At 66.8% G+C, this 19,995-nt stretch carries 20 protein-coding genes; 7 read left to right on the plus strand and 13 right to left on the minus strand.

The window, feature by feature from the left end; all coding sequences use genetic code 11:
• The first annotated feature begins 83 nt into the window (after nucleotides 1-83).
• Nucleotides 84-1,049, plus strand: coding sequence for a LysR family transcriptional regulator (locus tag ORK51_RS09030; RefSeq protein ID WP_046272285.1), 966 nt, complete (start codon nucleotides 84-86; stop codon nucleotides 1,047-1,049).
• 556 nt (nucleotides 1,050-1,605) lie between these two features.
• Here ORK51_RS09030 and ORK51_RS09035 read toward each other — a convergent pair.
• Complete coding sequence (locus ORK51_RS09035; RefSeq protein ID WP_266084762.1) at nucleotides 1,606-1,878, minus strand: hypothetical protein; 273 nt, start codon at nucleotides 1,876-1,878, stop codon at nucleotides 1,606-1,608.
• Between the two features lie 1,011 nt (nucleotides 1,879-2,889).
• Here ORK51_RS09035 and ORK51_RS09040 point away from each other — a divergent pair.
• The gene (locus ORK51_RS09040) at nucleotides 2,890-3,792 is read left to right on the plus strand and encodes a LysR substrate-binding domain-containing protein (RefSeq protein WP_019184860.1); all 903 of its coding nucleotides are present in this window, start codon (nucleotides 2,890-2,892) and stop codon (nucleotides 3,790-3,792) included.
• On the opposite strand, the gene ORK51_RS09045 is transcribed toward ORK51_RS09040, so the two are convergent.
• On the minus strand, nucleotides 3,782-5,059 hold the full coding sequence (locus tag ORK51_RS09045; protein WP_070426388.1) for an MFS transporter: 1,278 nt from the start codon (nucleotides 5,057-5,059) through the stop codon (nucleotides 3,782-3,784). The genes ORK51_RS09040 and ORK51_RS09045 overlap by 11 nt on opposite strands.
• A 132-nt stretch (nucleotides 5,060-5,191) precedes the next feature.
• The gene (lepB, locus tag ORK51_RS09050) at nucleotides 5,192-5,821 is read right to left on the minus strand and encodes a signal peptidase I (protein ID WP_261997879.1); all 630 of its coding nucleotides are present in this window, start codon (nucleotides 5,819-5,821) and stop codon (nucleotides 5,192-5,194) included.
• Nucleotides 5,822-5,999: 178 nt separating this feature from the next.
• On the opposite strand from lepB, the gene ORK51_RS09055 reads away from it, so the two are divergent.
• The gene (locus ORK51_RS09055; protein ID WP_046272279.1) at nucleotides 6,000-6,410 is read left to right on the plus strand and encodes a hypothetical protein; all 411 of its coding nucleotides are present in this window, start codon (nucleotides 6,000-6,002) and stop codon (nucleotides 6,408-6,410) included.
• 3 nt (nucleotides 6,411-6,413) lie between these two features.
• A complete protein-coding gene (locus ORK51_RS09060) occupies nucleotides 6,414-6,863 on the plus strand; it encodes a 3-dehydroquinate dehydratase (RefSeq protein ID WP_046272278.1) in 450 nt (149 codons plus the stop codon).
• 256 nt (nucleotides 6,864-7,119) lie between these two features.
• Here the strand turns inward: ORK51_RS09060 and dcp are convergent, their stop codons facing one another.
• The 3 genes from dcp to arfB form a co-directional block, all read right to left on the minus strand.
• Nucleotides 7,120-9,276 carry a peptidyl-dipeptidase Dcp gene (dcp, locus tag ORK51_RS09065; RefSeq protein ID WP_266084763.1) on the minus strand — a complete coding sequence of 719 codons (2,157 nt, stop codon included), beginning with the start codon at nucleotides 9,274-9,276 and terminating at the stop codon, nucleotides 7,120-7,122.
• Nucleotides 9,277-9,422: 146 nt separating this feature from the next.
• Nucleotides 9,423-9,983: a lysophospholipid acyltransferase family protein gene (locus ORK51_RS09070; RefSeq protein ID WP_235318846.1), complete on the minus strand. Its 561-nt coding sequence runs from the start codon at nucleotides 9,981-9,983 to the stop codon at nucleotides 9,423-9,425.
• 46 nt (nucleotides 9,984-10,029) lie between these two features.
• On the minus strand, nucleotides 10,030-10,461 hold the full coding sequence (gene arfB, locus ORK51_RS09075; RefSeq protein ID WP_019184867.1) for an alternative ribosome rescue aminoacyl-tRNA hydrolase ArfB: 432 nt from the start codon (nucleotides 10,459-10,461) through the stop codon (nucleotides 10,030-10,032).
• A gap of 138 nt (nucleotides 10,462-10,599) precedes the next feature.
• On the opposite strand from arfB, the gene ORK51_RS09080 reads away from it, so the two are divergent.
• On the plus strand, nucleotides 10,600-11,136 hold the full coding sequence (locus ORK51_RS09080; protein WP_019184868.1) for a DUF2059 domain-containing protein: 537 nt from the start codon (nucleotides 10,600-10,602) through the stop codon (nucleotides 11,134-11,136).
• An 86-nt stretch (nucleotides 11,137-11,222) separates the two neighbouring features.
• Here ORK51_RS09080 and ORK51_RS09085 read toward each other — a convergent pair whose 3' ends face one another.
• Genes ORK51_RS09085 through ORK51_RS09095 form a run of 3 tightly spaced genes read right to left on the minus strand, consistent with a single transcriptional unit; the run spans nucleotide 11,223 to nucleotide 14,262 of the window.
• Nucleotides 11,223-11,969 (minus strand): pseudouridine synthase, encoded by a 747-nt coding sequence (locus ORK51_RS09085; protein WP_266084764.1) that lies wholly within the window; start codon nucleotides 11,967-11,969, stop codon nucleotides 11,223-11,225.
• A complete protein-coding gene (gene ubiB / locus ORK51_RS09090) occupies nucleotides 11,966-13,624 on the minus strand; it encodes a ubiquinone biosynthesis regulatory protein kinase UbiB (RefSeq protein WP_019184870.1) in 1,659 nt (552 codons plus the stop codon). The genes ORK51_RS09085 and ubiB overlap by 4 nt, the downstream gene beginning before the upstream one ends.
• On the minus strand, nucleotides 13,621-14,262 hold the full coding sequence (locus tag ORK51_RS09095; protein ID WP_019184871.1) for a ubiquinone biosynthesis accessory factor UbiJ: 642 nt from the start codon (nucleotides 14,260-14,262) through the stop codon (nucleotides 13,621-13,623). The genes ubiB and ORK51_RS09095 overlap by 4 nt, the downstream gene beginning before the upstream one ends.
• Before the next feature lie 162 nt (nucleotides 14,263-14,424).
• Here ORK51_RS09095 and ddlA point away from each other — a divergent pair, with 162 nt between their 5' ends.
• A complete protein-coding gene (gene ddlA, locus ORK51_RS09100) occupies nucleotides 14,425-15,531 on the plus strand; it encodes a D-alanine--D-alanine ligase (protein ID WP_266084765.1) in 1,107 nt (368 codons plus the stop codon).
• A gap of 81 nt (nucleotides 15,532-15,612) precedes the next feature.
• On the opposite strand, the gene ORK51_RS09105 is transcribed toward ddlA, so the two are convergent.
• The 3 genes from ORK51_RS09105 to oleC all read right to left on the minus strand — a co-directional run bounded on the left by ORK51_RS09105 (nucleotide 15,613) and on the right by oleC (nucleotide 18,494).
• Nucleotides 15,613-15,768: a DUF1328 domain-containing protein gene (locus ORK51_RS09105; protein ID WP_019184873.1), complete on the minus strand. Its 156-nt coding sequence runs from the start codon at nucleotides 15,766-15,768 to the stop codon at nucleotides 15,613-15,615.
• Between the two features lie 63 nt (nucleotides 15,769-15,831).
• Nucleotides 15,832-16,842 (minus strand): 2-alkyl-3-oxoalkanoate reductase, encoded by a 1,011-nt coding sequence (oleD, locus tag ORK51_RS09110; RefSeq protein WP_070426384.1) that lies wholly within the window; start codon nucleotides 16,840-16,842, stop codon nucleotides 15,832-15,834.
• A complete protein-coding gene (oleC, locus tag ORK51_RS09115) occupies nucleotides 16,839-18,494 on the minus strand; it encodes an olefin beta-lactone synthetase (protein WP_266084766.1) in 1,656 nt (551 codons plus the stop codon). The genes oleD and oleC overlap by 4 nt, the downstream gene beginning before the upstream one ends.
• Before the next feature lie 103 nt (nucleotides 18,495-18,597).
• Between oleC and ORK51_RS09120 the strand changes: the two genes are divergently transcribed.
• Nucleotides 18,598-19,023: a YkgJ family cysteine cluster protein gene (locus ORK51_RS09120; RefSeq protein ID WP_019184876.1), complete on the plus strand. Its 426-nt coding sequence runs from the start codon at nucleotides 18,598-18,600 to the stop codon at nucleotides 19,021-19,023.
• A gap of 77 nt (nucleotides 19,024-19,100) precedes the next feature.
• Here ORK51_RS09120 and ORK51_RS09125 read toward each other — a convergent pair whose 3' ends face one another.
• On the minus strand, nucleotides 19,101-19,991 hold the full coding sequence (locus tag ORK51_RS09125; RefSeq protein WP_070426382.1) for an alpha/beta fold hydrolase: 891 nt from the start codon (nucleotides 19,989-19,991) through the stop codon (nucleotides 19,101-19,103).
• Nucleotides 19,992-19,995 lie beyond the last annotated feature (4 nt).

Below are 19,995 nucleotides of genomic sequence, written 5' to 3' on the forward strand. Positions count from 1 at the left end.
CTCCACCGTGCGCCGCCGTGCCGATATTTGACAAAGCAGTTATTGCAATGGCTTACATAAGGCGTGCTTATACTCATGACGCCATGACCACGCCGCGCACGCCAAGTCCCCGGTTTTCCTACAAATCCGACCGGCTCAAACCGCTGCGGGCGTTCTGCCAGACGGTCCGCCTCGGCTCAGTCTCACGGGCAGCTGAGGCGCTGTTCGTCAGTCAGCCGGCCATCAGCCAGCAGCTGCAGGCGTTGGAGCGCGAGTTGGGCGTCAGCCTGTTCGAGCGCAGCGGCCGCCGCCTGGTGCCCAGCCGCGAAGGGCAGCTGCTGTATGAAATGGCGCTGCCGCTGGTGGAGAACCTGGACGGGCTCGAGGCCAGCTTCCGCGACAAGGTGAAGGGGCTGGATGCCGGCGAGCTCAACATCGCGGCCAACAGCTCGACCATCCTGTACCTGCTGCCGCGCATCGTGGAGCGCTTCCGCCAGCGCCACCCGGATGTCCGCCTGACCCTGCACAACGCGATCAGCGCCGACGGCACCGACCTGCTGCGCAGCGATGCGGCCGACCTGGCGGTGGGCTCGATGACCGACGTGCCGGCCGACCTCAGCTACGCCCCGGCCTACCGCTTCGAACAGGTGCTGATCGCCCCGCCCGAACACCCGCTGGCGCATGGCGAGCTGAGCCTGGAGGCGATCTCGCAGTACCCGCTGGTGCTGCCGCCCAAACGCCAGATCACGTACCGGCTGGTGGACCAGGTGTTCCAGCGGCATCGGCTGCCCTACACCGTCGCGCTCGAGGTCGGCGGCTGGGAAGTGATCAAGCAATACGTGGCGATGGGCATGGGCATCTCGATCGTGCCGGCGCTCTGCCTGCACGATGCCGACCGCGAGAAGCTGGTGACGCGCTCGATGAGTGCGTGGTTCCCGGAGCGGAGTTATGGCGTGATCGTGCGGCGCGGGCGGTTTCTGTCACCGCAGGCGCGGGCGTTCATCGAACTGATCCAGCCGGACCTGTTCAGTCCGCGCAGCTATGACGAGAGTGGGCATTCGGAGCGGTGAGGCGATTGTCGATGTCCCAAGCAGAGTGCAAAGGCTCTTACTTCCTGAACCAGTTCCATAACTCGCTCATTGAGCGCTCAATGGCTCTCACGTGCATTTCGCTCACGCCTCAGCACGGCAATCCCATGACTTCTTAGCGCCTTGGACCTCTGTGACAGGGCACACCTAACATTTCGATGCCAGTGCGCTATTTTTATTCTTTTAAGACGACAAGCGTCATTCCAGGAATCAGGCATGCCATCCACGCCCACAGGACAATGGCATGTGCATTGGGACAAAGTGGATTCCCCAGGCGGGCGCAGACCCTCTCACGCGAGGCCGAGCGCTCTACCGGGACCGGCCTCCAAATATCACGTTCTGAATTACCCAGCGAACACATTGATCAGCCTATTTCTGCGACAGCCCGATGACTGCCGCAGCCGGATGACCCCTACGATTTGGGGCGTCCTGAGCAGACGCATTCGCCATCTCTATTCCAACGTGTGGACCCCGCCCCAGCCAAAGAAGGAAGAACCCATTCCATATAGATCAAATCACTCCTTCATCGCTTGTGAAATCATTTACGGAGAACATATTTCGCTTCTACCCTGTCAATCAAGTAATAAAAAAGCAGGGTTGCAATAAATGAAGCAAGCATCATATTCAAGTAGAAATCAATTGACTCTGGATAGTTTTGACACATTTCAGCCATCTTCAAATCAGCCGACTCCGAAACGCACTGTCTAAGCTGCTTGTAACTACTTGAAGCCTTGCTCTGGAAGTGAACCACCAAGACTACAGACAGCACTTTGGCGAGCATCGTAACCCGCCCCAAGGTTTTTGGCGTCATATCACCCACCCTTCTCAAATGAATTTACCATCACCACCTTTCCAGCCCTGCCTCCCGCAGTCAACTAAGAAGCTGGCTGCCTCCGAGTGCATCAATACGCCAGGATCCTACGAAAATCCGGCCGTTCCGGCGCTAGCAATGCACACCGCGCCAAGCGTCGCCAGATAGGTCCAGCCACCTGCAACACCTGGACCACAGTAGCTTCAGTAAGACACTTGAAAATTCGGATCGTGATCTGCATGTCAGCCCAGAGGGCTACTGCTGCCATCAGCGCAATGAAAACAAGCGATGTCGTTCTTGCGGTTGGAGCTAGGCTGCCCTCAAACGCGCTTCTCACAGCTTTCCAAGCCCGGAGTGGAAGTATGCCGATCGAAGCAAGGCCAACGAAGCCAACCAGGTAAATCAACGCAGTGAAAAACCATTCGCTCATGGATCGCCCCTAAACTGGCATGCCGGATTTCCAGGGAACCAGGCTCCTCCTTCCACATACGGGGCTAAGGCTGCGCGCGCAGTGCATTCGAAGACATCATGCGCAACCGAACAGCCTATGGAGGCTGATCCATGGCTTTATCTCCAGCATACAGGCTGAACTCCAAACCCAAGCCAAGCGAACTCACTCGATCCAGCAACGGCTCCGGGAGGTGGAAATGAGACATGTCGTTACTGACGATAGTGACTGACAGCGTCATTTCTCCGCCAGATTCTACTATATGTACCAATCTGGGTTTTAAGCGCTCCAGGGCAGCGCATCAATTCTCTACCACATGGTCAAGCACCCAAGACCTGAGTTTATTTCGTCGACTGACAGGGTTTGACGATCCTCCACTATTACTCAGCATCCTTCTAGCAACCTAGCAAATAGTCTCGTGCAATGCCCCTGGTACGTCACGCTCCCGGTTATGCATAGGGCCGACAACATCATGTTTCCCGAGACGCCTCATACGACGAGACCGACATCCATCGTCGGCCAGGCAATCAGACAATTGGCAAACCGAACGCCATAATCCCCCCATGTCCATCGAACTCCGCCACCTGCGCTACTTCCTGGCCGTCGCCGAGACGCTGCACTTCGGCCGCGCGGCCGAGCGGCTGGGGATGTCGCAGCCGCCGCTCAGCCAACAGATCCGCCAGCTGGAAACACTGCTCGGCGCGCGGTTGTTCCTGCGCGCGAACCGCCGGGTGGAACTGACCGACGCCGGTCGCGTGCTGCAGGAGCAGGCGCGTGAGGTGCTGGCGCGGGTGGATACCGCGATCGATCTGACCCAGCGCGCGCAGCGCGGGGAAACCGGTGAGCTGCGCATCGGGCTGACCCGGGCCACACCGCTGTCCACGCAGATTCCGCGCGCGATCTTCGCCTACCGCCAGCAATTCCCGCAGGTGCAGTTGAAACTGCGCGAGATGAATACCCTGCAGCAGATCGATGCGCTGATGGCCGGCGAGCTGGATGTCGGGTTGATCCGCAAACGTGCCCTGCCCGCGCCGCTGATGTCACGCAAGCTGTTCAGTGATCCACTTGCGCTGGTAGTGCACGATCAGCATCCGCTGGTGCGTGGGTTGCCGGCCGATGCGGCGGTGGCGCTGCGGCTGTTCGCGCATGAGCCGTTCGTCGGTTTCCTGCGCGAGGTGGGTGCGGGCATCCACGATCATGTCATCGCGCTGTGCCGCAGCGCGGGGTTCACCCCACGCATCGTGCAGGAGGCAGGGGAAGCCTCGACACTCATCAGCCTGGCGGCCTCGGGGCTGGGGGTAACGGTACTGCCTGCCTCGTGCTGCCATATCCAGGTGGACGGCGCGCGCTTCGTCGCACTCAGTGATCGCGCGGCCAGTTCCGAAGTGCACGTCGCCTGCCGACGCGGTGCGGCGTCGCCGCTGATCGGTCACTTCACCCGGCTGCTGCAGGGTGTCAGCGGCTGAGCGCGAGCGTCGCGGCACCCGGTTGCACGCGCTGGCCCAGGCGCCAGGCAATCGCGCCACCGGCCACGGTCAGTACGCCGACGAAGCCGCACACGCCCAGCCAGTCCCAGCGGGTGTAGAACACGCCGCCGAGCACGCCGGCCACGCTGGAGCCCAGGTAGTAGGCGAACAAGTACAGCGCGGACGCTTCGGCGCGCATCGCACCGGCGCGGCTGCCGACCCAGCTGCTGGCCACCGAGTGGCCGCCGAAGAAGCCGAACGTCACCAGCGCGATGCCGGCCGCCATGCAGCCCAGCCACGGCATCGCCAGCAGCACGATGCCCAGCGCGATCAATCCGTAGCAGATCGCCAGCACGCGGCTGCGGCCATGGCGGTTGGCCTGCTGCCCCATCCAGGCCGAGCTGAAGGTGCCGACCAGATACACGCTGAAGATCAAACCGACCACGGTCTGGCTGAGGCCATACGGGGGTGCCAGCAGGTGGAAACCGAGGTAGTTGTAGAGGGTGACGAACACGCCCATCAACACGAAGGCGGTGGCGAACAACCACGGCAGACCGGGATCGCCGAACAGACTGCGCCAGCGCGCGGGCAGTTCGCGCAGGCCGCCACGGCGGCTCTGGAAGTGGCGCGATGGCGGCAGCTGGATCCATAGCAGCACGGTACTGAGCAGCGCGATCAGCGACACCACGCCGATGCCCCAGCGCCAGCCCCAATGGTCGGCCACGATACCCGCGATGAGACGACCGCTCATGCCGCCGATCGCGTTGCCGCCGATGTACAGGCCCATCGCCAAGCCCAGCGCGCGGCTGTCCATTTCCTCGGCCAGGTAGGTCATGCCCACCGCCGGTACGCCACTGAGCGCGATGCCGAGCAGCGTGCGCAGCACCAGCAACGTGGTCCAGTCATCCACCATCGCGGTGGCGACAGACAATACGCTCGACGCCAGCAACGCCGCGACCATCACGCTGCGGCGGCCGATGCGGTCGGAGATCAATCCTGCGATCAGCATCGAGACCGCCAGCAGACCGGTGCTCAGCGACAGGGTCAGCGCGCTGTTGGCCGCGGAGACGCCGAAGTGGCGACTGAATTCGGGCAGCAGCGGCTGCACCGTGTAGAGCAGCCCGAAGGTGGAGAAGCCGGCCAGGAACAGCGCGGCCGCCGTGCGCCGGAAGGCCGGGGTGCCCTGCTGGATCTGATCGCCGGCCGCCGCTGCGCTGGTGGTGGCCGGGGGGCTGCGGTCGGGGACCGCTGCGGTGTCGCCATTCATGCCGGTAAGGCCCGCGTACGTGGGCCGGAGCGAGGAGTCAGCGCTCAGGATAGGCAGCACCGGCAGGTCGATCCATAACCTGATAGGTCTGAATCGAGACGTTGCAGATATCGATTCAGTTCGCGACCCGGATTACAGCGTCTGCCAGGTCAAGCCTTCGCCGCGCCGGTAGTAAACATGCGAGGCCTTGCCGTACAGCGCGCTGGCCTGGACCAGGCCGAAGAAGCGGCCGTCGGCACTGTTGCCGCGGTGGTCGCCGAGCATCAGCACCTGCCCGGCGGGTACGGTCAGGCCGGTGATGTCCGGGCCACCGCCCTGGCCCAGATCCAGCTGCGCCAGATGCTGGCCGAAGTCCTCGATCTCACCCACCCCGGCCTGGGCCAGCGGACGGCCGTTGATGCTCAGGTGACCGTCGTGCAGCTCGACCCGATCCCCGCCGACCGCCGCAATGCGCTTGATCAGCCGGGTGCCGTCCTGCGGGGAATCAAACACCGCCACGTCACCGCGCTGCGGCTGGCCGGTGTGCAGCAGCTCCACCGAGGTGAACGGCAGGCGCACGCCGTAGGCGCGCATGTCCACCACCACCCGGTCGCCCGGCATCAGCGTGTGCTGCATCGAGCCGCTGGGCACCTGGTAGTGGTTGGCCAGGGTGTCGCGCGCCGCGGCGAGCAGGCCGAGCATGACCAGCAGCGGCAGCGCTTCTTTCTTGAGCCAGCGCAGCAGGCGGTGGTCGGTGGGGGCAGCGGCGGCGGGGGTGTCCATACGGGCGCTCCAGGAAGTGTGTGGCTGTGACCGAATGGACGGCGGGCAAGTTCCCTGCCCCGCGCTGAAAAAGCTACGCACTGTTTACGCAGGGGCCGCCCGGTCGGCATCGCGGTTTTACGGGGCGCGGCCGCATCGTGGCGACACCGCGCCGAAGGGCGCTCCGAAGAGACGCTCCATGACCATCCTGCTGATCCGGCACACACCGTCGAACGCCGTGCCGGACGCGTCGCCGCTGCCTGCGCGGGTTGCCGGGCACCGCCTGGCCTGCCGCGACTGCGACTCCCTGCCGGCGCTGGTGCGCTGTCTGCAGCGTGCCCAGCGCAGCCGCCCGGCGCTGGTCCTGATCGCCACCGCAGCGGTCGATGCACCGCAGTGGGCTCGTTATGGCCAGGCGCTGCGCACCGCGCTGGAGGACCTGCCGGCGCCGTACATCGAGATGGCCAGCAACGACGACGACGCGCTGGACGAGCACCTGCATCCGCAGCACGCCCCGGCCGCGCGGGTGGTGTGCAGCAGCGGCCGCCAGGACGCGTGCCGCCTGTCGCTGGCGATCGCCGCCCATCGCCTGCAGGCCGTGGAGGGCTGAGCCATGTCGATCTTCATCATCCGCGGGCCGGAAGCGGCCGGGCAGCTGATCCGTACCGCGCAGCCGCTGCCGGCGCTGGTCCTGAAATCCCTGGTGCACCGCGCGATCGATGCGGGCACCACGGTGGCGATCCGCGCGTGCGGCTCGGAGCAGGAGTTGCTGGACGCCCTGCGCGTGGCCGATCACAGCCGTGGCGAAGTCACCCTGCTCGATCCCGGTGCATGCGTGGACAGCGCGCGCCTGCAGCGCCTGCTGCCGCATCTGCACAACGCCTACGTGGAAGTGCACGACGACGATGCGCGCGCACCGGAGGCGTGCCTGCCAGCGGATGTGGGCCAGCGCATCGGCGTGGCGCGCGGCTACTGCGCGCAGAGTTACATGCACGCGCTGGAGATCGCGCTGGATCACCTGGGGTGCAGTGAGATCGCCGAAGGCGTGCACGTGGGGACGTGATGCGCGGGGTCGGTGGGGCGGGCGCTGGGCCCCTATGCCCTTGGAGGCGAAATAAAGGGGGAGGGGGCGGCCGCAGGCCGACGCCGGAGGACATTCGCCGGAAAGGGTATAGGGGCCCAGTGCCCGCCCCACCGACCCGGCCCAGCGGAGCAGCAACCCAAAAAAAACGGCAGGGTTTTCCCCTGCCGTTTTCGTTTCAGCGTGTACCGGTGGCAAGCGTACCGACCAACGGTCGGTACCTACCGGGATGCCGCGATTACTTCAGGCCACGATTGACCAGCAGCGGCTCCACCGACGGATCCTTGCCGCGGAACTCGCGGTACAGATCCGCCAGCTCCACGCTGTTGCCGCGCGAGAGGATCTTGTCGCGGAACACCTGGCCGTTCTCCGGGGTCAGGCCGCCGTTCTCCTTGAACCACTCGAAGGCGTCATGGTCGAGCACTTCGGCCCAGAAGTAGGCGTAGTAGCCGGACGAATAACCGCCGCCCCAGATGTGGTCGAAGTAGCTGGTGCGGTAGCGCGGCGGCACCTGCGGCAGGTCGACCTTGAACTTCTTCAACGCGGCCGCTTCAAACGGCGCCACGTCCTGCAGCTTGGCGTCGGCCGGCTGGGTGTGCCAGGCCAGGTCGAGCAGGGCCGCCGAGAGGTACTCGGTGGTCGCATAGCCCTGGTTGAAGGTGCGGGCCTTGAGGATCTTGTCGACCAGCGCCTGCGGCATCGGCTCGCCGGTCTTGTAGTTCTTGGCGTAGTTGGCGAAGACCTTCGGGTCCAGCGCCCAATGCTCGTTGAACTGCGAGGGGAACTCGACGAAGTCGCGCGAGGTGCTGGTACCGGCGATGGACGGGTACTTCACCTTCGAGAACATGCCGTGCAGCGCGTGCCCGAACTCATGGAACATCGTGGTCACGTCATCGAAGCTCAGCAGCGCGGGCTGGCCGGCGGCGGGCTTGGTGAAGTTGCACACGTTGTAGACCACCGGCTTGGCACCGGTCAGGCCGTCCTGTTCGACGAACACGTCCATCCAGGCGCCGCCGGACTTGCTGTCACGCTTGAAGTAGTCGGTGTAGAACAGGGCCAGCGAGGTGCCGTCCTTGTCGAACACTTCATAGACCTTCATGTCCGGATGGTAGGTGGGGATATCGGTACGCGGCTTGAAGGTGATGCCGTACAGCTGCGTGGCGGCGTAGAAGACGCCGTTCTGCAGCACGTTGTCCATCTCGAAGTACGGCTTGATCTGCGATTCGTCCAGGTCGTACTGCGCCTTGCGCACCTGTTCGGCGTAGAAGTCCCAATCGGAGGCAGCAAGCTTGAAACCGCCCTTCTGTGCGTCGATCACCTTCTGCATTTCGCTGATCTCGCCACGCGCCTTGGCGGTCGCGGCCGGCACGGTGTCGGTCAGCAGCTTGAGCGCGGCGGCCGGGGTCTTGGCCATCTGGTCGGCCAGGCTGTAGGCGGCGTAGTTCTCGAAGCCGAGCAGTTTGGCCTTCTGCGCGCGCAGCTGGGCCAGGCGCTGGATGGTCTCGCGCGTGTCGTTGGCGTCGCCCTTTTCAGCACGGGTTTCCGACGCCTTGAGCACGGCGGCGCGCTGCTCGCGGTCGCTCAGCGAGCCGAGCACCGGCTGCTGGGTGGTGTTCTGCAGCGGCAGCAGGTACTTGCCATCGAGGTTGCGGGCCTTGGCATCGGCGGCGGCGGTGTTGATCGCATCCTCGTCCAGGCCGGCCAGCTTGGCCTTGTCATCGATCACCACGGCACCGGCGGCGGTCGCAGCCACCAGACGGGTGTGGAACTGCGTGGCCAGCGTGGTTTCTTCCACGTTGAGCTTGCGCAGCGAGGCCTTGTCGGCATCGTTCAACTGCGCGCCGGCGCGCACGAACTCCTGGTAGTCACGCTCGACCAGGCGCTTCTGCACCGGGTCCAGGCCCAGCGCATCGCGCTGGTCGTAGATGGTCTTGATGCGGGCGAACAGCTTCGGGTCGAGGTTGATCTCGTCCTGGTGCTCGGCCAGCTTCGGGGCGACTTCTTCCTGCACCTTCTGGCGTGCATCGTTGGTGTCGGCCTGGACCAGGCCGAAGAAGATGCGCGACACGCGGGTCAGGGTCTCGCCGCTGCGCTCCAGCGCTTCGATGGTGTTGTCGAAGGTGGCCGGCTCGGGGTTGTCGGCGATTTTGCGGACTTCGGCCAGGTGCTGCTTCATGCCTTCGTTGAAAGCCGGCAGGTAGTCGCTGTCCTTGATCCTGTCGAACGGCGGCGCCTGGAACGGCAGCGTGCTGGCGCTCAACAGCGGGTTGGCGGACGCATCGGCCGGCTGCTGGGTCGGGGCGGGCTGGGTATCGGTCACGGGGGTGGACTCCTTGCCGGAACAGGCCGCCAGCGCCAGGCTGATGGCAGCGGCCAAAACTACGGTACGCGACATGAAACGGGCTCCTTGGATGAGGGCGCGGGACGGAAAATCCCACAGCCGGTCACCCTACTCCCAAAGCCCGCAGGCGGCATGTGCCGGTCGTGGCGCGTGGCTGTGCGGGCCGTGGGGGCTACCCCGTCCGGCCCGCCCGGCGGCGTTCAGACGGTGCCGCGGGTCTTGCCCTGCCAGGGGCGGTAGTACTCGCGGATCGCAGCCATGTCGGCCACGTCGTTGCCGGTGGGATGGAACAACGGGCCGATGCCGATGGTCTTCTCGGGGTAGTGGAAGTACGCGGCCAGCACCGGCACGTCGGCCATGCGCGCGATCTTGAGGAAGCCGGCCTTCCAGTGCTGCACCGCTTTGCGCGTGCCTTCCGGGGTGATCGCGTACCACAGGCGGTCCGAGCCCCGGATCAGGCTGACCGCCTGTTCCACGGTGCCCTGCGGCGAGCTGCGGTCCAGCGGGATGACGCCCAGCTTGCGCAGCAGCGGCCCCAGCGGCCACCAGAACAGCGAGGCTTTGCCCAGCACCTTGACCTGCATGCCCAGTGCGATCTTCGCCGCCATGCCCCAGAAGCCGTCCCAGTTGGACGAATGCGGGGCGATGATGAAGACCAGCTTGGGTACGTCCGGCAGGGTGCCGGTCACTTTCCAGCCGCCCAGGCGCAGCGTGCAGCGGGCCAGCCAGCGGAGGAAGCGGTTCGGTTTGACCTGCGGCATGTTCGGCGGAACCACCGGCAACAGCGGACTTCGGTTGTTCAAGCAATCACTCCCAATTGCGTGTGGTGCGCCCGCGCTTGATCTGCGCGCGCCCCTTTTTGGCGTCCAGACGACGCAGTTTCGACCCGTAGGTCGGCTTGGTGGCCACGCGCGCCTTGGGCACGCTCAGCCCCGCCTGGATGAAGGCGGCCAGTCGATCGCGCGCGTCCTCGCGGTTACGGTCCTGGGTACGGAAACGCTGTGCATCGATGACCAGCACGCCTTCGCCGGTCATGCGCCGGTCGCGGCGGGCCAGCAGGCGCGCGCGCAACGGCTCGGGCAACGAAGGCGAGCCGGCCACGTCGAAGCGCAGTTCGACGGCGGTGGAGACCTTGTTGACGTTCTGGCCACCGGCACCGCTGGCGCGCACGAAGCGCTCGACGAGTTCCGTCTCCGGAATCGTCAGGTGCGCGCTGATGGTGACTGGCCCGTTGCCCATGGGCGGCATTGTAAGGGGAGGACCCGTCGGCCGGGTGACTGCAACGTGCGCGGATGTCGCCGATAACGTCCTCAATTACGGCCTGATGACGCCATCGCAGGTATTCTCCGGAGTCCACGCAACGCAGGATGCTCCGCCATGTCACTGATCCGCCCGCTGGCCCGCCGCGGCCTGACCCGCTTCACCCTGGCCCTCGCGCTGGGCCTGGCCGCGATCGCGCCGGCCCTGGCCGCGCCGCCGTCGGATGCCGACATCAACCGCCTGCTGGCCGCCTCGCGCGCGCAGAGCATGCTCGATACGATGCTGCCGCAGATCGAGGCGATGCAGCGCCAGCAGTTCCAGCAGGTGGCCCAGCAGCGTCAGCTGGATGCGACACAGCAGGCCCAGCTGCAGCGGATCGAGCAGCGGACCAGCCAGACGGTGCGCCAGGCGTTGTCGTGGAAGGAACTGCGGCCGATGTACGTGGATCTGTACAAGCAGACCTTCAGCAAGGAAGACGTGCTGGCGATGGCCGAGTTCTATGAGAGCTCGGCCGGGCAGAGCCTGTTGGACAAGACCCCGGCGCTGATGCAGAACGTGATGGTGGCGATCCAGGCCAAGATGCAGCCGCTGTTCGTGGATCTGCAGAAGGACCTGGAAGCGATCGTCAATGAGCCGGCGCCGGCAAAAAAATAACCGGTAGAGCCGACCGTTGGTCGGCTGTCGTGAAGTAGAGCCGACCGTTGGTCGGCTGTCGTGAAGTAGAGCCGACCGTGGGTCGGCTATCGCACGTCCCAGCCAAACAGATCCATCGCCTTGCGGAACTCCCCGTCCACCGGCGCGCTGATGTCCATCGGCGTGCCGTCCGGATGCGGGAAGCGCAGGCGCTCGGCGTGCAGGAGCATGCGGTGGATGCCCTGCATGCGGAAGCTGCGGTTGTGGCGACCGTCGCCGTGGCTGGTGTCGCCGATCAGGTGATGCGAGAGGTGCTTGAGGTGGCGGCGGATCTGACGGAACCGGCCGGTCTGCGGCTGGCAGCGCAGCAGGGCGTAACGTGAGGTCTCGAACCCGCCCATCGGAATGGCGATCTCGCCCACGGCCACGCGCTGGAAGTGGGTGATCGCCTGCTTCTTGACCGGCTTGCCGGGGCCGCCATCCAGGTCATGGTCGACGGTGAAGGCCTCGTCGGCCGGCCAGCCACGGCAGATCGCCAGATAATCCTTGGTGACGTCGCCACCCATCAGCGATTTGCCGAGCACGCTGGCGCTTTCGCGATCAAAGGCGAGCAGCAGGCAGCCGCTGGTGGCGCGGTCCAGGCGGTGGACGAGGAAGATCGGCTTGCCGAGCTGTTCGCGCAGGCGGTCGGCGAGGAAGTCGTCTTCGCCGCGGGCGAGCTTGCTGTCGTGGACCATCAGCCCGGCGGGCTTGTTGACCACGGCAAGCTGGTCGTCCAGGTGCAGCAGTTGCAGGGGCGGAAGCGCAACAGGCGCCTCGGCGATGGCCTCGGCCTGCAGCTCGATCGCGCTCATCGGCGCCACCAGGCACTGGCCAGCGAGAACACGCCCGCCGCGCCGGTCACCCAGCTCCACACCGGGGCATCGCCGAAGTACCAGCCGCCCGGCTGCAGGCCATACAGCACCGCAGCGACGATCATCAGGCCGACACCGGCGATTGCGGCCACCGCGCGCTTCTGCAGCTTCTGCACGCTGACGTTCAACGCCGCCAGATCGCGCGAGCGCATCGACAGTTCGTGGTCGCCTTCCACCTGCTGGCGCAGCCAGGCATGGACCAGGCGCGGCATGTCCGGGGTATGCGTCATGATTTCAGGCAGGCGCTTGCGCACTTCCTTGAGCACGCGGCGCGGGCTGTAGCGCTCGCGCAGGATGCGTTCGAGCACCGGCCGTGCGACCGCCCAGATATCCAGTTCCGGATCGAGCTGACGGCCGACGCCTTCGATGTTGAGCAGGGTCTTCTGCAGCAGGATCAGCTGCGGCTGCAACGTGAGCTCGTAACGCTGGGCCACCCGGAACAGCTTGATCAGCACCTCGGCCAGCGAGATCTGCGACAGCGGGCGGGTGAAATAGGGTTCGCACACCGAGCGCGCGGCCGCTTCCAGCTCATCGATGCGCACGTTGTTGGGCATCCAGCCGGCTTCGACATGCAGCGCGGCCATGCGCCGGTAATCCTTGTTGAAGATGGCCATGAAGTTCTCGGCCAGGTAGTACTGATCTTCTTCGGAGAGCTGGCCCATGATGCCGAAATCCAGCGCGATGAAGCGCGGGTTGTCCCGGCGCGCCGGATCGGTGTCGACCCAGATGTTGCCGGCGTGCGCATCGGCGTGGAAGAAATTGTCGCGGAACACCTGGGTGTAGAACACCCGCACGCCCTTGGCGGCCAGGGCCTTGCGATCGATGCCGGCCTTGTCCAGCGCGACGATGTCATCGGACGGGATGCCCCACACGCGCTCCAGGGTCAGCGCGCGTTCGGCGGTGTGGCTCCAGATCACCTCGGGCACGTACAGATCGTCCGAGTCGATCCAGTTGCGGCGCAGCACGCTGGCATTGGCGCCTTCGCGCTGCAGATCCAGCTCGGCGGCCAGGGTGTTTTCGACTTCGGCGACCACTTCGCGCGGGCGGATCTTGTCGGCGCGCGGGTGCGCGCGTTCGATCAGCGCGGCGGCCGATTTCAGCAGCGCGATGTCCGCGTCGATCTGCTTTTCGATGTCCGGGCGCAGCACCTTGACCACCACCTGGCGTCCATCGGCCAGCGTGGCCGCGTGCACCTGCGCGATCGAGGCCGAAGCCAGCGGCTGCAGATCGAAGCTGGCGAACGCTTCGCTGACCGGGCGGCCGAGCGCACGTTCGACGATCGCCTGCGCGGTGGCGCCATCGAACGGCTTGACCCGGTCCTGCAGCAGGGTGAGCTCGTTGGCGACATCGGCCGGGATCAGGTCGCGGCGGGTGGAGAGGATCTGGCCGAACTTGACGAAGATCGGGCCGAGGTCCTGCAGCGCCAGGCGCAGGCGCGCGCCGCGCGACTGTGCGGCGATGTCGGCCGAGGCGCGTGGCACGAACGGTTTTGCCAGGCGCAGCCAGCGTTCGGCCGGGGTGCCCTGGAGCAGATCGTCGAGGCGGTAGCGCAGGATGATGCGGCCGATGCGGCTGGCCCGGAAGATCGCCTTCATGCGCCCACCTGCCGCAGGCGCTGGACGCGCACGGCCATGCGTTCAACGTCGTCGCGCATCACGTCCACATCGTCGTGGAAGGCATCCAGTTCTGCTCGGGGTACCACGTCGCGCGACTCCTCGGTGACAAATTCAGCGGCGCTGTGCGCCAGGTCGGACGCGCCGCGGCGCGCGTGCTGCAGTGCCGAGCGCAGGGTGTTGGCGATCTGCACGCCCATCACCTCGCCGAACACGCGCACGAACGGCTGCTGCCAGTCCGGATCGAAACGGGTCGCCAGCTGCTGCAGGCGGCGGGCCAGTTCGGCATCACCGGAGACCTTGACCCGCCCGGCCGGCGCATCACCGCCACGGCGGGCGTTGGCCAGGAACGGCAGCTGGGCCAGCACCCCGCCCAGCGTGCTGCGCACGGCCAGGTCCGGCTCCTGCTGCGGATCGACCGGGCCGACCGTGAGCCGCTCACCGTCCACCCCGATCCGCATCGCCAGCGCGGGCGATTCCAGGGTCAGGGCGATGTGGCGGCCATCCAGCGCGGCCAGCGCGCTGCGGGTGTCCGGGTCCAGCGCCAGTGCGCGGTTGAGCGTGAGCTGCAGCGCATTGCCAGCCAGCGGCTTGAGGGAAGAGAGCAGGGAACGGGCCATCACCGCATTCTACCGCGCGCCCTTGAACGGCGGGCGTCCGCTGGCATCACGCCTGGCCATGCGCCAGGTGCCCACCACATCGACACCGGACACGCGTTTTCGCGGGAGCCGACTCGGTTCATGCTATGGCTCCCCAACACAGCGACAGGAGCGGCAACAGGCATGGGCAAGACCCGGGTAGGCATCATCTTCGGCGGCCGGTCGGCCGAGCACGAGGTTTCGCTGCAATCGGCGAAGAACATTCTCGATGCGCTGGACAGGGACCGGTTCGAGGTCAGCCTGATCGGGATCGACAAGCAGGGCCAGTGGCACGTGAGCGACCCGCGCGACTTCCTGCTCAACGCCAGCGACCCGGCACGGATCGCGCTGCACCGCTCGGGCAATGCGGTGGCGGTGCGGCCCGGCCTGGAGCGGCAGCAGCTGGTCCCGACCGATCCGGCCACCGCGCTGGAGCAGATCGACGTGGTGTTCCCGATCGTGCACGGCACGCTGGGCGAGGATGGCTCGCTGCAGGGCCTGCTGCGCATGGCCAACCTGCCCTTCGTCGGCTCCGGCGTGCTGGGCTCGGCAGTGGCGATGGACAAGGACGTGGCCAAGCGCCTGCTGCGCGATGCCGGGCTGGCGGTGGCGCCGTTCGCCTGCTTCAACCGGGTCAGCGCGGCCGGGGCCGATTACGCCACGCTGGTCGCCGAGCTGGGCACACCGCTGTTCGTGAAGCCGGCCAATCAGGGCTCCTCGGTGGGCGTGAGCAAGGTCCGCAGCGAGGCGGAGTTCCACACCGCACTCGCGCTGGCGCTGTCGTTCGATCACAAGGCGCTGGTGGAATCAGCGATCACCGGCCGCGAGATCGAGTGCGCCGTGCTGGGCAATGAACACCCCGAGGCCAGTGTCTGCGGCGAGGTGGTCGTGCACGATGATTTCTATTCCTACGACACCAAGTACATCAGCGAAAGCGGTGCGGACATCGTGGTGCCGGCGGCCATCACCGATGCCGAGCAGTCCCGTATCCGGGAGATCGCGGTGCGGGCCTACCAGGCGCTGGACTGTGCGGGCCTGGCCCGGGTGGATGTATTCCTGACCCCGGCTGGGGAAGTGGTGATCAATGAGATCAACACGCTGCCCGGCTTCACCCGCATCAGCATGTACCCGAAGTTGTGGGCCGCCAGCGGGCTGGATTACACCGCATTGATCACGCGGCTGCTGGAACTGGCGATGGCCCGGCATGCCCACGAGCGCGATCTGCGCAGCTCCATCGCAACGACGGCCTGATCATCGTCGCCGATGTCAGGCCGTCGTGGTTTCCGCAGCGCGTCCCACGCCGGAGAGAGGTGGCGTGGGACGCGCCAGACACTAGGTCCGCTTGCGGAACATCGACACCACCGCCAGGATCAGGAAGACGACGAACAGGATCCAGGCGACGTTGCTGGCAGCGCCGGCAATGCCCGAGAAACCAAGTACCGCCGCGATGATGGCGATGACAAAAAAGATGACGGCGTAATGCAGCATGTCGACCCTCGCGTTGATGCGTGCCGGAGTTGGCGTGGGTCCATGTTCACCAACCCGCGGTGTTCAGGGAGTGATGGATTCCTGTGCGTTCGATGAAGATGCCAGCCGCAGCAGCCCTTCTTCGATGCTGACCCGGGGCACATAGCCGAAGTCCCGGCGCGCCGGTTCCATGCTGTACCAGTGCGGCGTGCACAGCTGCTCGGCCAGGAAGCGGGTCATCGGCGGTTCGCCGCGCAGGCGCAGCAGCGGCCACAACCGCTCGCAGACCGCACCGATCCGGTAGGCGGTCCTGAAGCTGATCGACCGGGTCACCGGCGGGGCGTCCACGGCGGCCAGCAGCTTGTTGAGCAGCTCGCGCATCGGCAGCGGCTCGCCGTTGGAGATGAAGTACGCCTTGCCGGCGCAGGCCGCGCCCGGGGCCAGGTGCTCCAGGGCGAGGAAGTGGGCCAGTGCGGCGTTGTCGATGTAGGTGGTATCGACCTTGTTCTGCCCATCGCCGACGAAGCGCAGGCGGCCGGCACGGGCGCGCTCGGCCAGGCGCGGCACCAGCTGCTGGTCGCCCGGGCCCCAGATCAGCCGGGGCCGCAACGCCACGGTAGCCAGCTGCGCATCGTTGGCGGCCAGCACGCGTTGCTCGGCGATGGCCTTGGTGGCCGCATACGGCGCCTGGAAGTTCTCGCCATAGGGCACCTCATCGGCGCCCAGGCCCTCGACCGGATGGGTGGCGCGATGGGTCACGCTGGGCGTGGAGGTGTAGACCAGCTTGCCCACGCCGTGCGCGCGGCAGGCCGCGATGACGTTGTCGGTGCCGACCACGTTGGCCTGGTGGTAGCTGTCATAGCTGCCCCAGGCACCGGCCTTGGCGCCATTGTGGAAGACCGCATCGACCCCGGCCACCGCGTGCATCACCGCCTGCGCATCGGCCAGGTCGCCGCGGATCTGGCCCACGCCCATCGCCTGCAGCGCAGGGTAATGGCCGCGGTTGAACGCCAGCACCTGGTGGCCGCGCGCGACCAACCCCTTGCACAGGGCCTGGCCAAGGAAGCCGCCGCCACCGGTAACGAGGATCTTCATGCGTGCTGCTCCAGTTGCGCGGTGGCCCAGACCGCGAGCTTCTCGCGGCCGATCTTGGCGTTATGGCGGATGTCGACCGGGAAGGCCGGGTGCAGCAGGAAATGGGCGATGCGCGCGGTGTGTGCGTGTGCCGCCACTTCCCGGCGCAGGCGCTCGACCAGGGCGGGCGAATCGACGGTGCCGGGCTGCAGTTCGTAGCACAGCACCGGCCGCTGGCGGCCCGGCGGGCCGACGCCGACCAGCGCGGTGCGGGCGATGCCGTCCAGTGCGTTGAACACCGGCTCGACCTGTTCGGTGTACAGCGGGCCGTGCGCGGTTTCCACGCGCTGGGTCTTGCGCCCGCAGAACCACAGCCGGCCCTGCGCATCGAAATAGCCGACGTCGCCCATCCGGTGTACGACGCGCGTGCTGCCGTCGGCGAGGGTCTCGGTGATCTTCGCCGCCGCGGTGGCCTGCGGGCGGTTGAAGTAGCTGTCGGTGGCAGTCGGACCGGCCACGGTGATCTCGCCGACCTCGCCGGCGGCCAGCTCGCGGGCCTGCGACCAGCCCGGCAGCGGCGCGTCATCGATGGCGATGATGCGCACCTGGTTCGGCGCGACCACGCGGCCGACGCAGGTACCGGCGCCGGCCTCGGTGGCCTGGCGGGTGTTCTCCAGCTCGCGACCTTCGATCACCGCCACCGGCAGGCACTCGGTGGCGCCGTAGGGGGTCCAGAACTGGGCGTCGTCGGGCAGCAGGCGTCGGATCCGCGCGACCACGTCCGGCGGCACCGGTGCGCCGGCCGAGGTGACCCGGCGCACGCTCGGCAGCGGCTGGCCGTGATCGGCCAGGACCCGCATCAGCGCCGGCGAGCCGAACAGCTGGGTGACACCGAAGCGGTTGATCGCGTCATGCAGCTTGCGCGGATCGGCCTGGGCCGGCCGGGTCGGGTCCATGTCCGGGATCACCGAGGTCAGCCCCAGTGCCGGATCGAACAGCGCGAACGGCGGGAAGGTCGGCAGGTCGACCCCACCCGGCTCCATCCCGAAGGCGGCGCGCAGCAGTTCGACCTGGCCCACGAAATGACGGTGGCGGTAGACCACGCCCTTGGGCACGCCGGTGGAGCCGCTGGTGAACAGGATCGCCGCGACGTCCTCGCCATCGGTTGGGGCCAGCGCAGGCGCCACCGTGGCGCCCTGGGCTTCCAGCCGGGCCAGGGTGGTGCCACCCCAGCCCCAGCGGCGGCCAACGGTCACCAGCAGGCGTGCAGAGCGGCACCAGCGCAGCGCAAGGCGCGCCACGTGGGCCAGGCCGATCCCGATGAAGGCCTCCGGCTGGGCCTCGTCCAGGCATTGTTTCAGCGCGCGCTTGTCGATGCCCGGGTCGACCAGCACCGGCACCGCGCCGTTCTTGAACAGCGCGAACATCAGCAGGAAGAACTCCGGCGAGGGCCGCACCATCACCACCGCGCGCACGCCGCGGCCGATGCCGTGCGCGGCCAGACCGGCCGCCATCGCGTCGCTGCGGGCGTTGAGGGTGCGGTAATCCAGGGTGACGTCGTAGCGCGCCATGCCGCCGGGCCCGGGCGTGCCGGGGCAGCGGATGGCGATCTGGTCGGGGCGTTCACGGGCCAGCTCGGGCAGGCGCGCGGCGATATTGATGGCGCTGTTCATCCGTTCATTGTCGCCGCTGCAGAAAAATCTTGCGCGCCGGCCGTTGGCGTGGAAAATTCGCGCCCTTCCCTCCTGCTTCGCTGCCGCCCAAGGCCGGTGCCCCATGCCCCATCCCTGCCTCACCTGCGGCGCCTGCTGCACCCAGTACCGTGTGGCCTTCCACTGGATGGAATCGGACGAGGTCACCCCGGGGGGCGTCCCGCACGAGCTCACCCAGGTGCTGGACCCGCACCGGCTGTGCATGCGCGGCACCCTGTCCAAGCCGGTCTACTGCGTGGCGCTGGATGCGGAGATCGGGGTGTATTCGCGCTGCAGCATCCACCCCAACCGCCCGAGCGTGTGCCGTGAGGTGGACGCCTCGTGGGAGTACGGCAAGGCCAGCCCGCAGTGCGACAAGGCGCGCATCGCGCACGGCATGCCGGCGCTGACCCTGGCCGACTGGCGCTGGCGGGACGAGGCGGGCAATGATGATGATCATCCCGATGACAACGGCAATTCGCCGGCGCCGCAGGCACCGATCGCGGCGTAGTTGGGGGCGCCGGGGTCAGGGCGCGGGGGCGGAAGCAGCCGACCAACGGTCGGCTCTACCGGGGATGGGGCAGCCGATCAGATCGGATTCGCGTCCAGGAAGGCGCGGATCTTCGGCACCAGGACCTCGTGCTTGTCCTCCAGCACGTAATGCCCGGCATCCTCGAAGGCGTGCACCTGCGCCTGCGGCAGCGCGGCCTGGAAGCCCTTCAGGAAGTGATGGTCGAATACGAAGTCGCGCAGGCCCCAGCCGATGAACGCCGGACGGTCGGCGTAGCTGGGCAGGGTCTGGCCGGAACGCTCCAGCAGCGACCAGGCCTTGTCGGCCGGTGACAGCGGGATGTCCTGCATGAAGCGGATGGTGCTGATGCGGTTGGCGTAGCTGTTGTACGGCGACACGTACGCGCGGCGTACGTCCGCCGGCATCTTCCGTTCCACGCCCAGCCACGAAGCACCGGAGGAGAAGGCGTTGAAGGTGCGGATGAGCCACTCGCCGATCTTCCAGTGGCGACCCAGCGCGATCTGCCACGGCATCTTCTTCGCGGCCGGCATCGGGAAGGCGGCGGTGTTGAGCACCACCAGGCGCTTGACCTGCGCGTGGTGCGACAGCGCCCAGCCGAAGCCGATCATGCCGCCCCAGTCGTGCACGGCCAGGGTCACCGGGCCGGTGATGCCCAGGTGCGCGAGCAGCGCGTCCAGGTCATCCACGCGCGACTGCAGGGTGTAGTCGTAGTGCGCATCATCGGGCTTGTCCGACAGGCCCATGCCGATATGGTCCGGCACGATGCAGCGGTACTTGTCCGACAGGCCGGCCACCAGGGTGCGCCAGTAATAGCTCCACGACGGGTTGCCGTGGACCATCACCACTACCTCGCCATCGCGCGGGCCTTCGTCGAGATAGCTCATCGACAGGCCGGGGCGCACCTGGAAGCGGTGCGGATGGGCGGGGTAACCGGGCAGCTGGGGCATTCAA

It is taken from the genome of Stenotrophomonas sp. RIT-551, from assembly GCF_026241915.1.
Lineage (GTDB): Bacteria > Pseudomonadota > Gammaproteobacteria > Xanthomonadales > Xanthomonadaceae > Stenotrophomonas > Stenotrophomonas bentonitica_A.

Coding starts and splice junctions, on each gene's coding strand:
- ORK51_RS09055 (WP_046272279.1), top strand. CDS start 6,000: ATGACCATCCTGCTGATCCGGCACACACCGTCGAACGCCGTGCCGGAC.
- ORK51_RS09125 (WP_070426382.1), bottom strand. CDS start 19,991: ATGCCCCAGCTGCCCGGTTACCCCGCCCATCCGCACCGCTTCCAGGTG.
- ORK51_RS09030 (WP_046272285.1), top strand. CDS start 84: ATGACCACGCCGCGCACGCCAAGTCCCCGGTTTTCCTACAAATCCGAC.
- dcp (WP_266084763.1), bottom strand. CDS start 9,276: ATGTCGCGTACCGTAGTTTTGGCCGCTGCCATCAGCCTGGCGCTGGCG.
- lepB (WP_261997879.1), bottom strand. CDS start 5,821: ATGGACACCCCCGCCGCCGCTGCCCCCACCGACCACCGCCTGCTGCGC.
- ORK51_RS09105 (WP_019184873.1), bottom strand. CDS start 15,768: ATGCTGCATTACGCCGTCATCTTTTTTGTCATCGCCATCATCGCGGCG.
- ORK51_RS09080 (WP_019184868.1), top strand. CDS start 10,600: ATGTCACTGATCCGCCCGCTGGCCCGCCGCGGCCTGACCCGCTTCACC.
- ddlA (WP_266084765.1), top strand. CDS start 14,425: ATGGGCAAGACCCGGGTAGGCATCATCTTCGGCGGCCGGTCGGCCGAG.
- arfB (WP_019184867.1), bottom strand. CDS start 10,461: ATGGGCAACGGGCCAGTCACCATCAGCGCGCACCTGACGATTCCGGAG.
- ORK51_RS09095 (WP_019184871.1), bottom strand. CDS start 14,262: ATGGCCCGTTCCCTGCTCTCTTCCCTCAAGCCGCTGGCTGGCAATGCG.
- ORK51_RS09035 (WP_266084762.1), bottom strand. CDS start 1,878: ATGACGCCAAAAACCTTGGGGCGGGTTACGATGCTCGCCAAAGTGCTG.
- ORK51_RS09040 (WP_019184860.1), top strand. CDS start 2,890: ATGTCCATCGAACTCCGCCACCTGCGCTACTTCCTGGCCGTCGCCGAG.
- ORK51_RS09070 (WP_235318846.1), bottom strand. CDS start 9,983: ATGCCGCAGGTCAAACCGAACCGCTTCCTCCGCTGGCTGGCCCGCTGC.
- oleD (WP_070426384.1), bottom strand. CDS start 16,842: ATGAAGATCCTCGTTACCGGTGGCGGCGGCTTCCTTGGCCAGGCCCTG.
- ORK51_RS09060 (WP_046272278.1), top strand. CDS start 6,414: ATGTCGATCTTCATCATCCGCGGGCCGGAAGCGGCCGGGCAGCTGATC.
- ORK51_RS09045 (WP_070426388.1), bottom strand. CDS start 5,059: ATGAATGGCGACACCGCAGCGGTCCCCGACCGCAGCCCCCCGGCCACC.
- oleC (WP_266084766.1), bottom strand. CDS start 18,494: ATGAACAGCGCCATCAATATCGCCGCGCGCCTGCCCGAGCTGGCCCGT.
- ubiB (WP_019184870.1), bottom strand. CDS start 13,624: ATGAAGGCGATCTTCCGGGCCAGCCGCATCGGCCGCATCATCCTGCGC.
- ORK51_RS09085 (WP_266084764.1), bottom strand. CDS start 11,969: ATGAGCGCGATCGAGCTGCAGGCCGAGGCCATCGCCGAGGCGCCTGTT.
- ORK51_RS09120 (WP_019184876.1), top strand. CDS start 18,598: ATGCCCCATCCCTGCCTCACCTGCGGCGCCTGCTGCACCCAGTACCGT.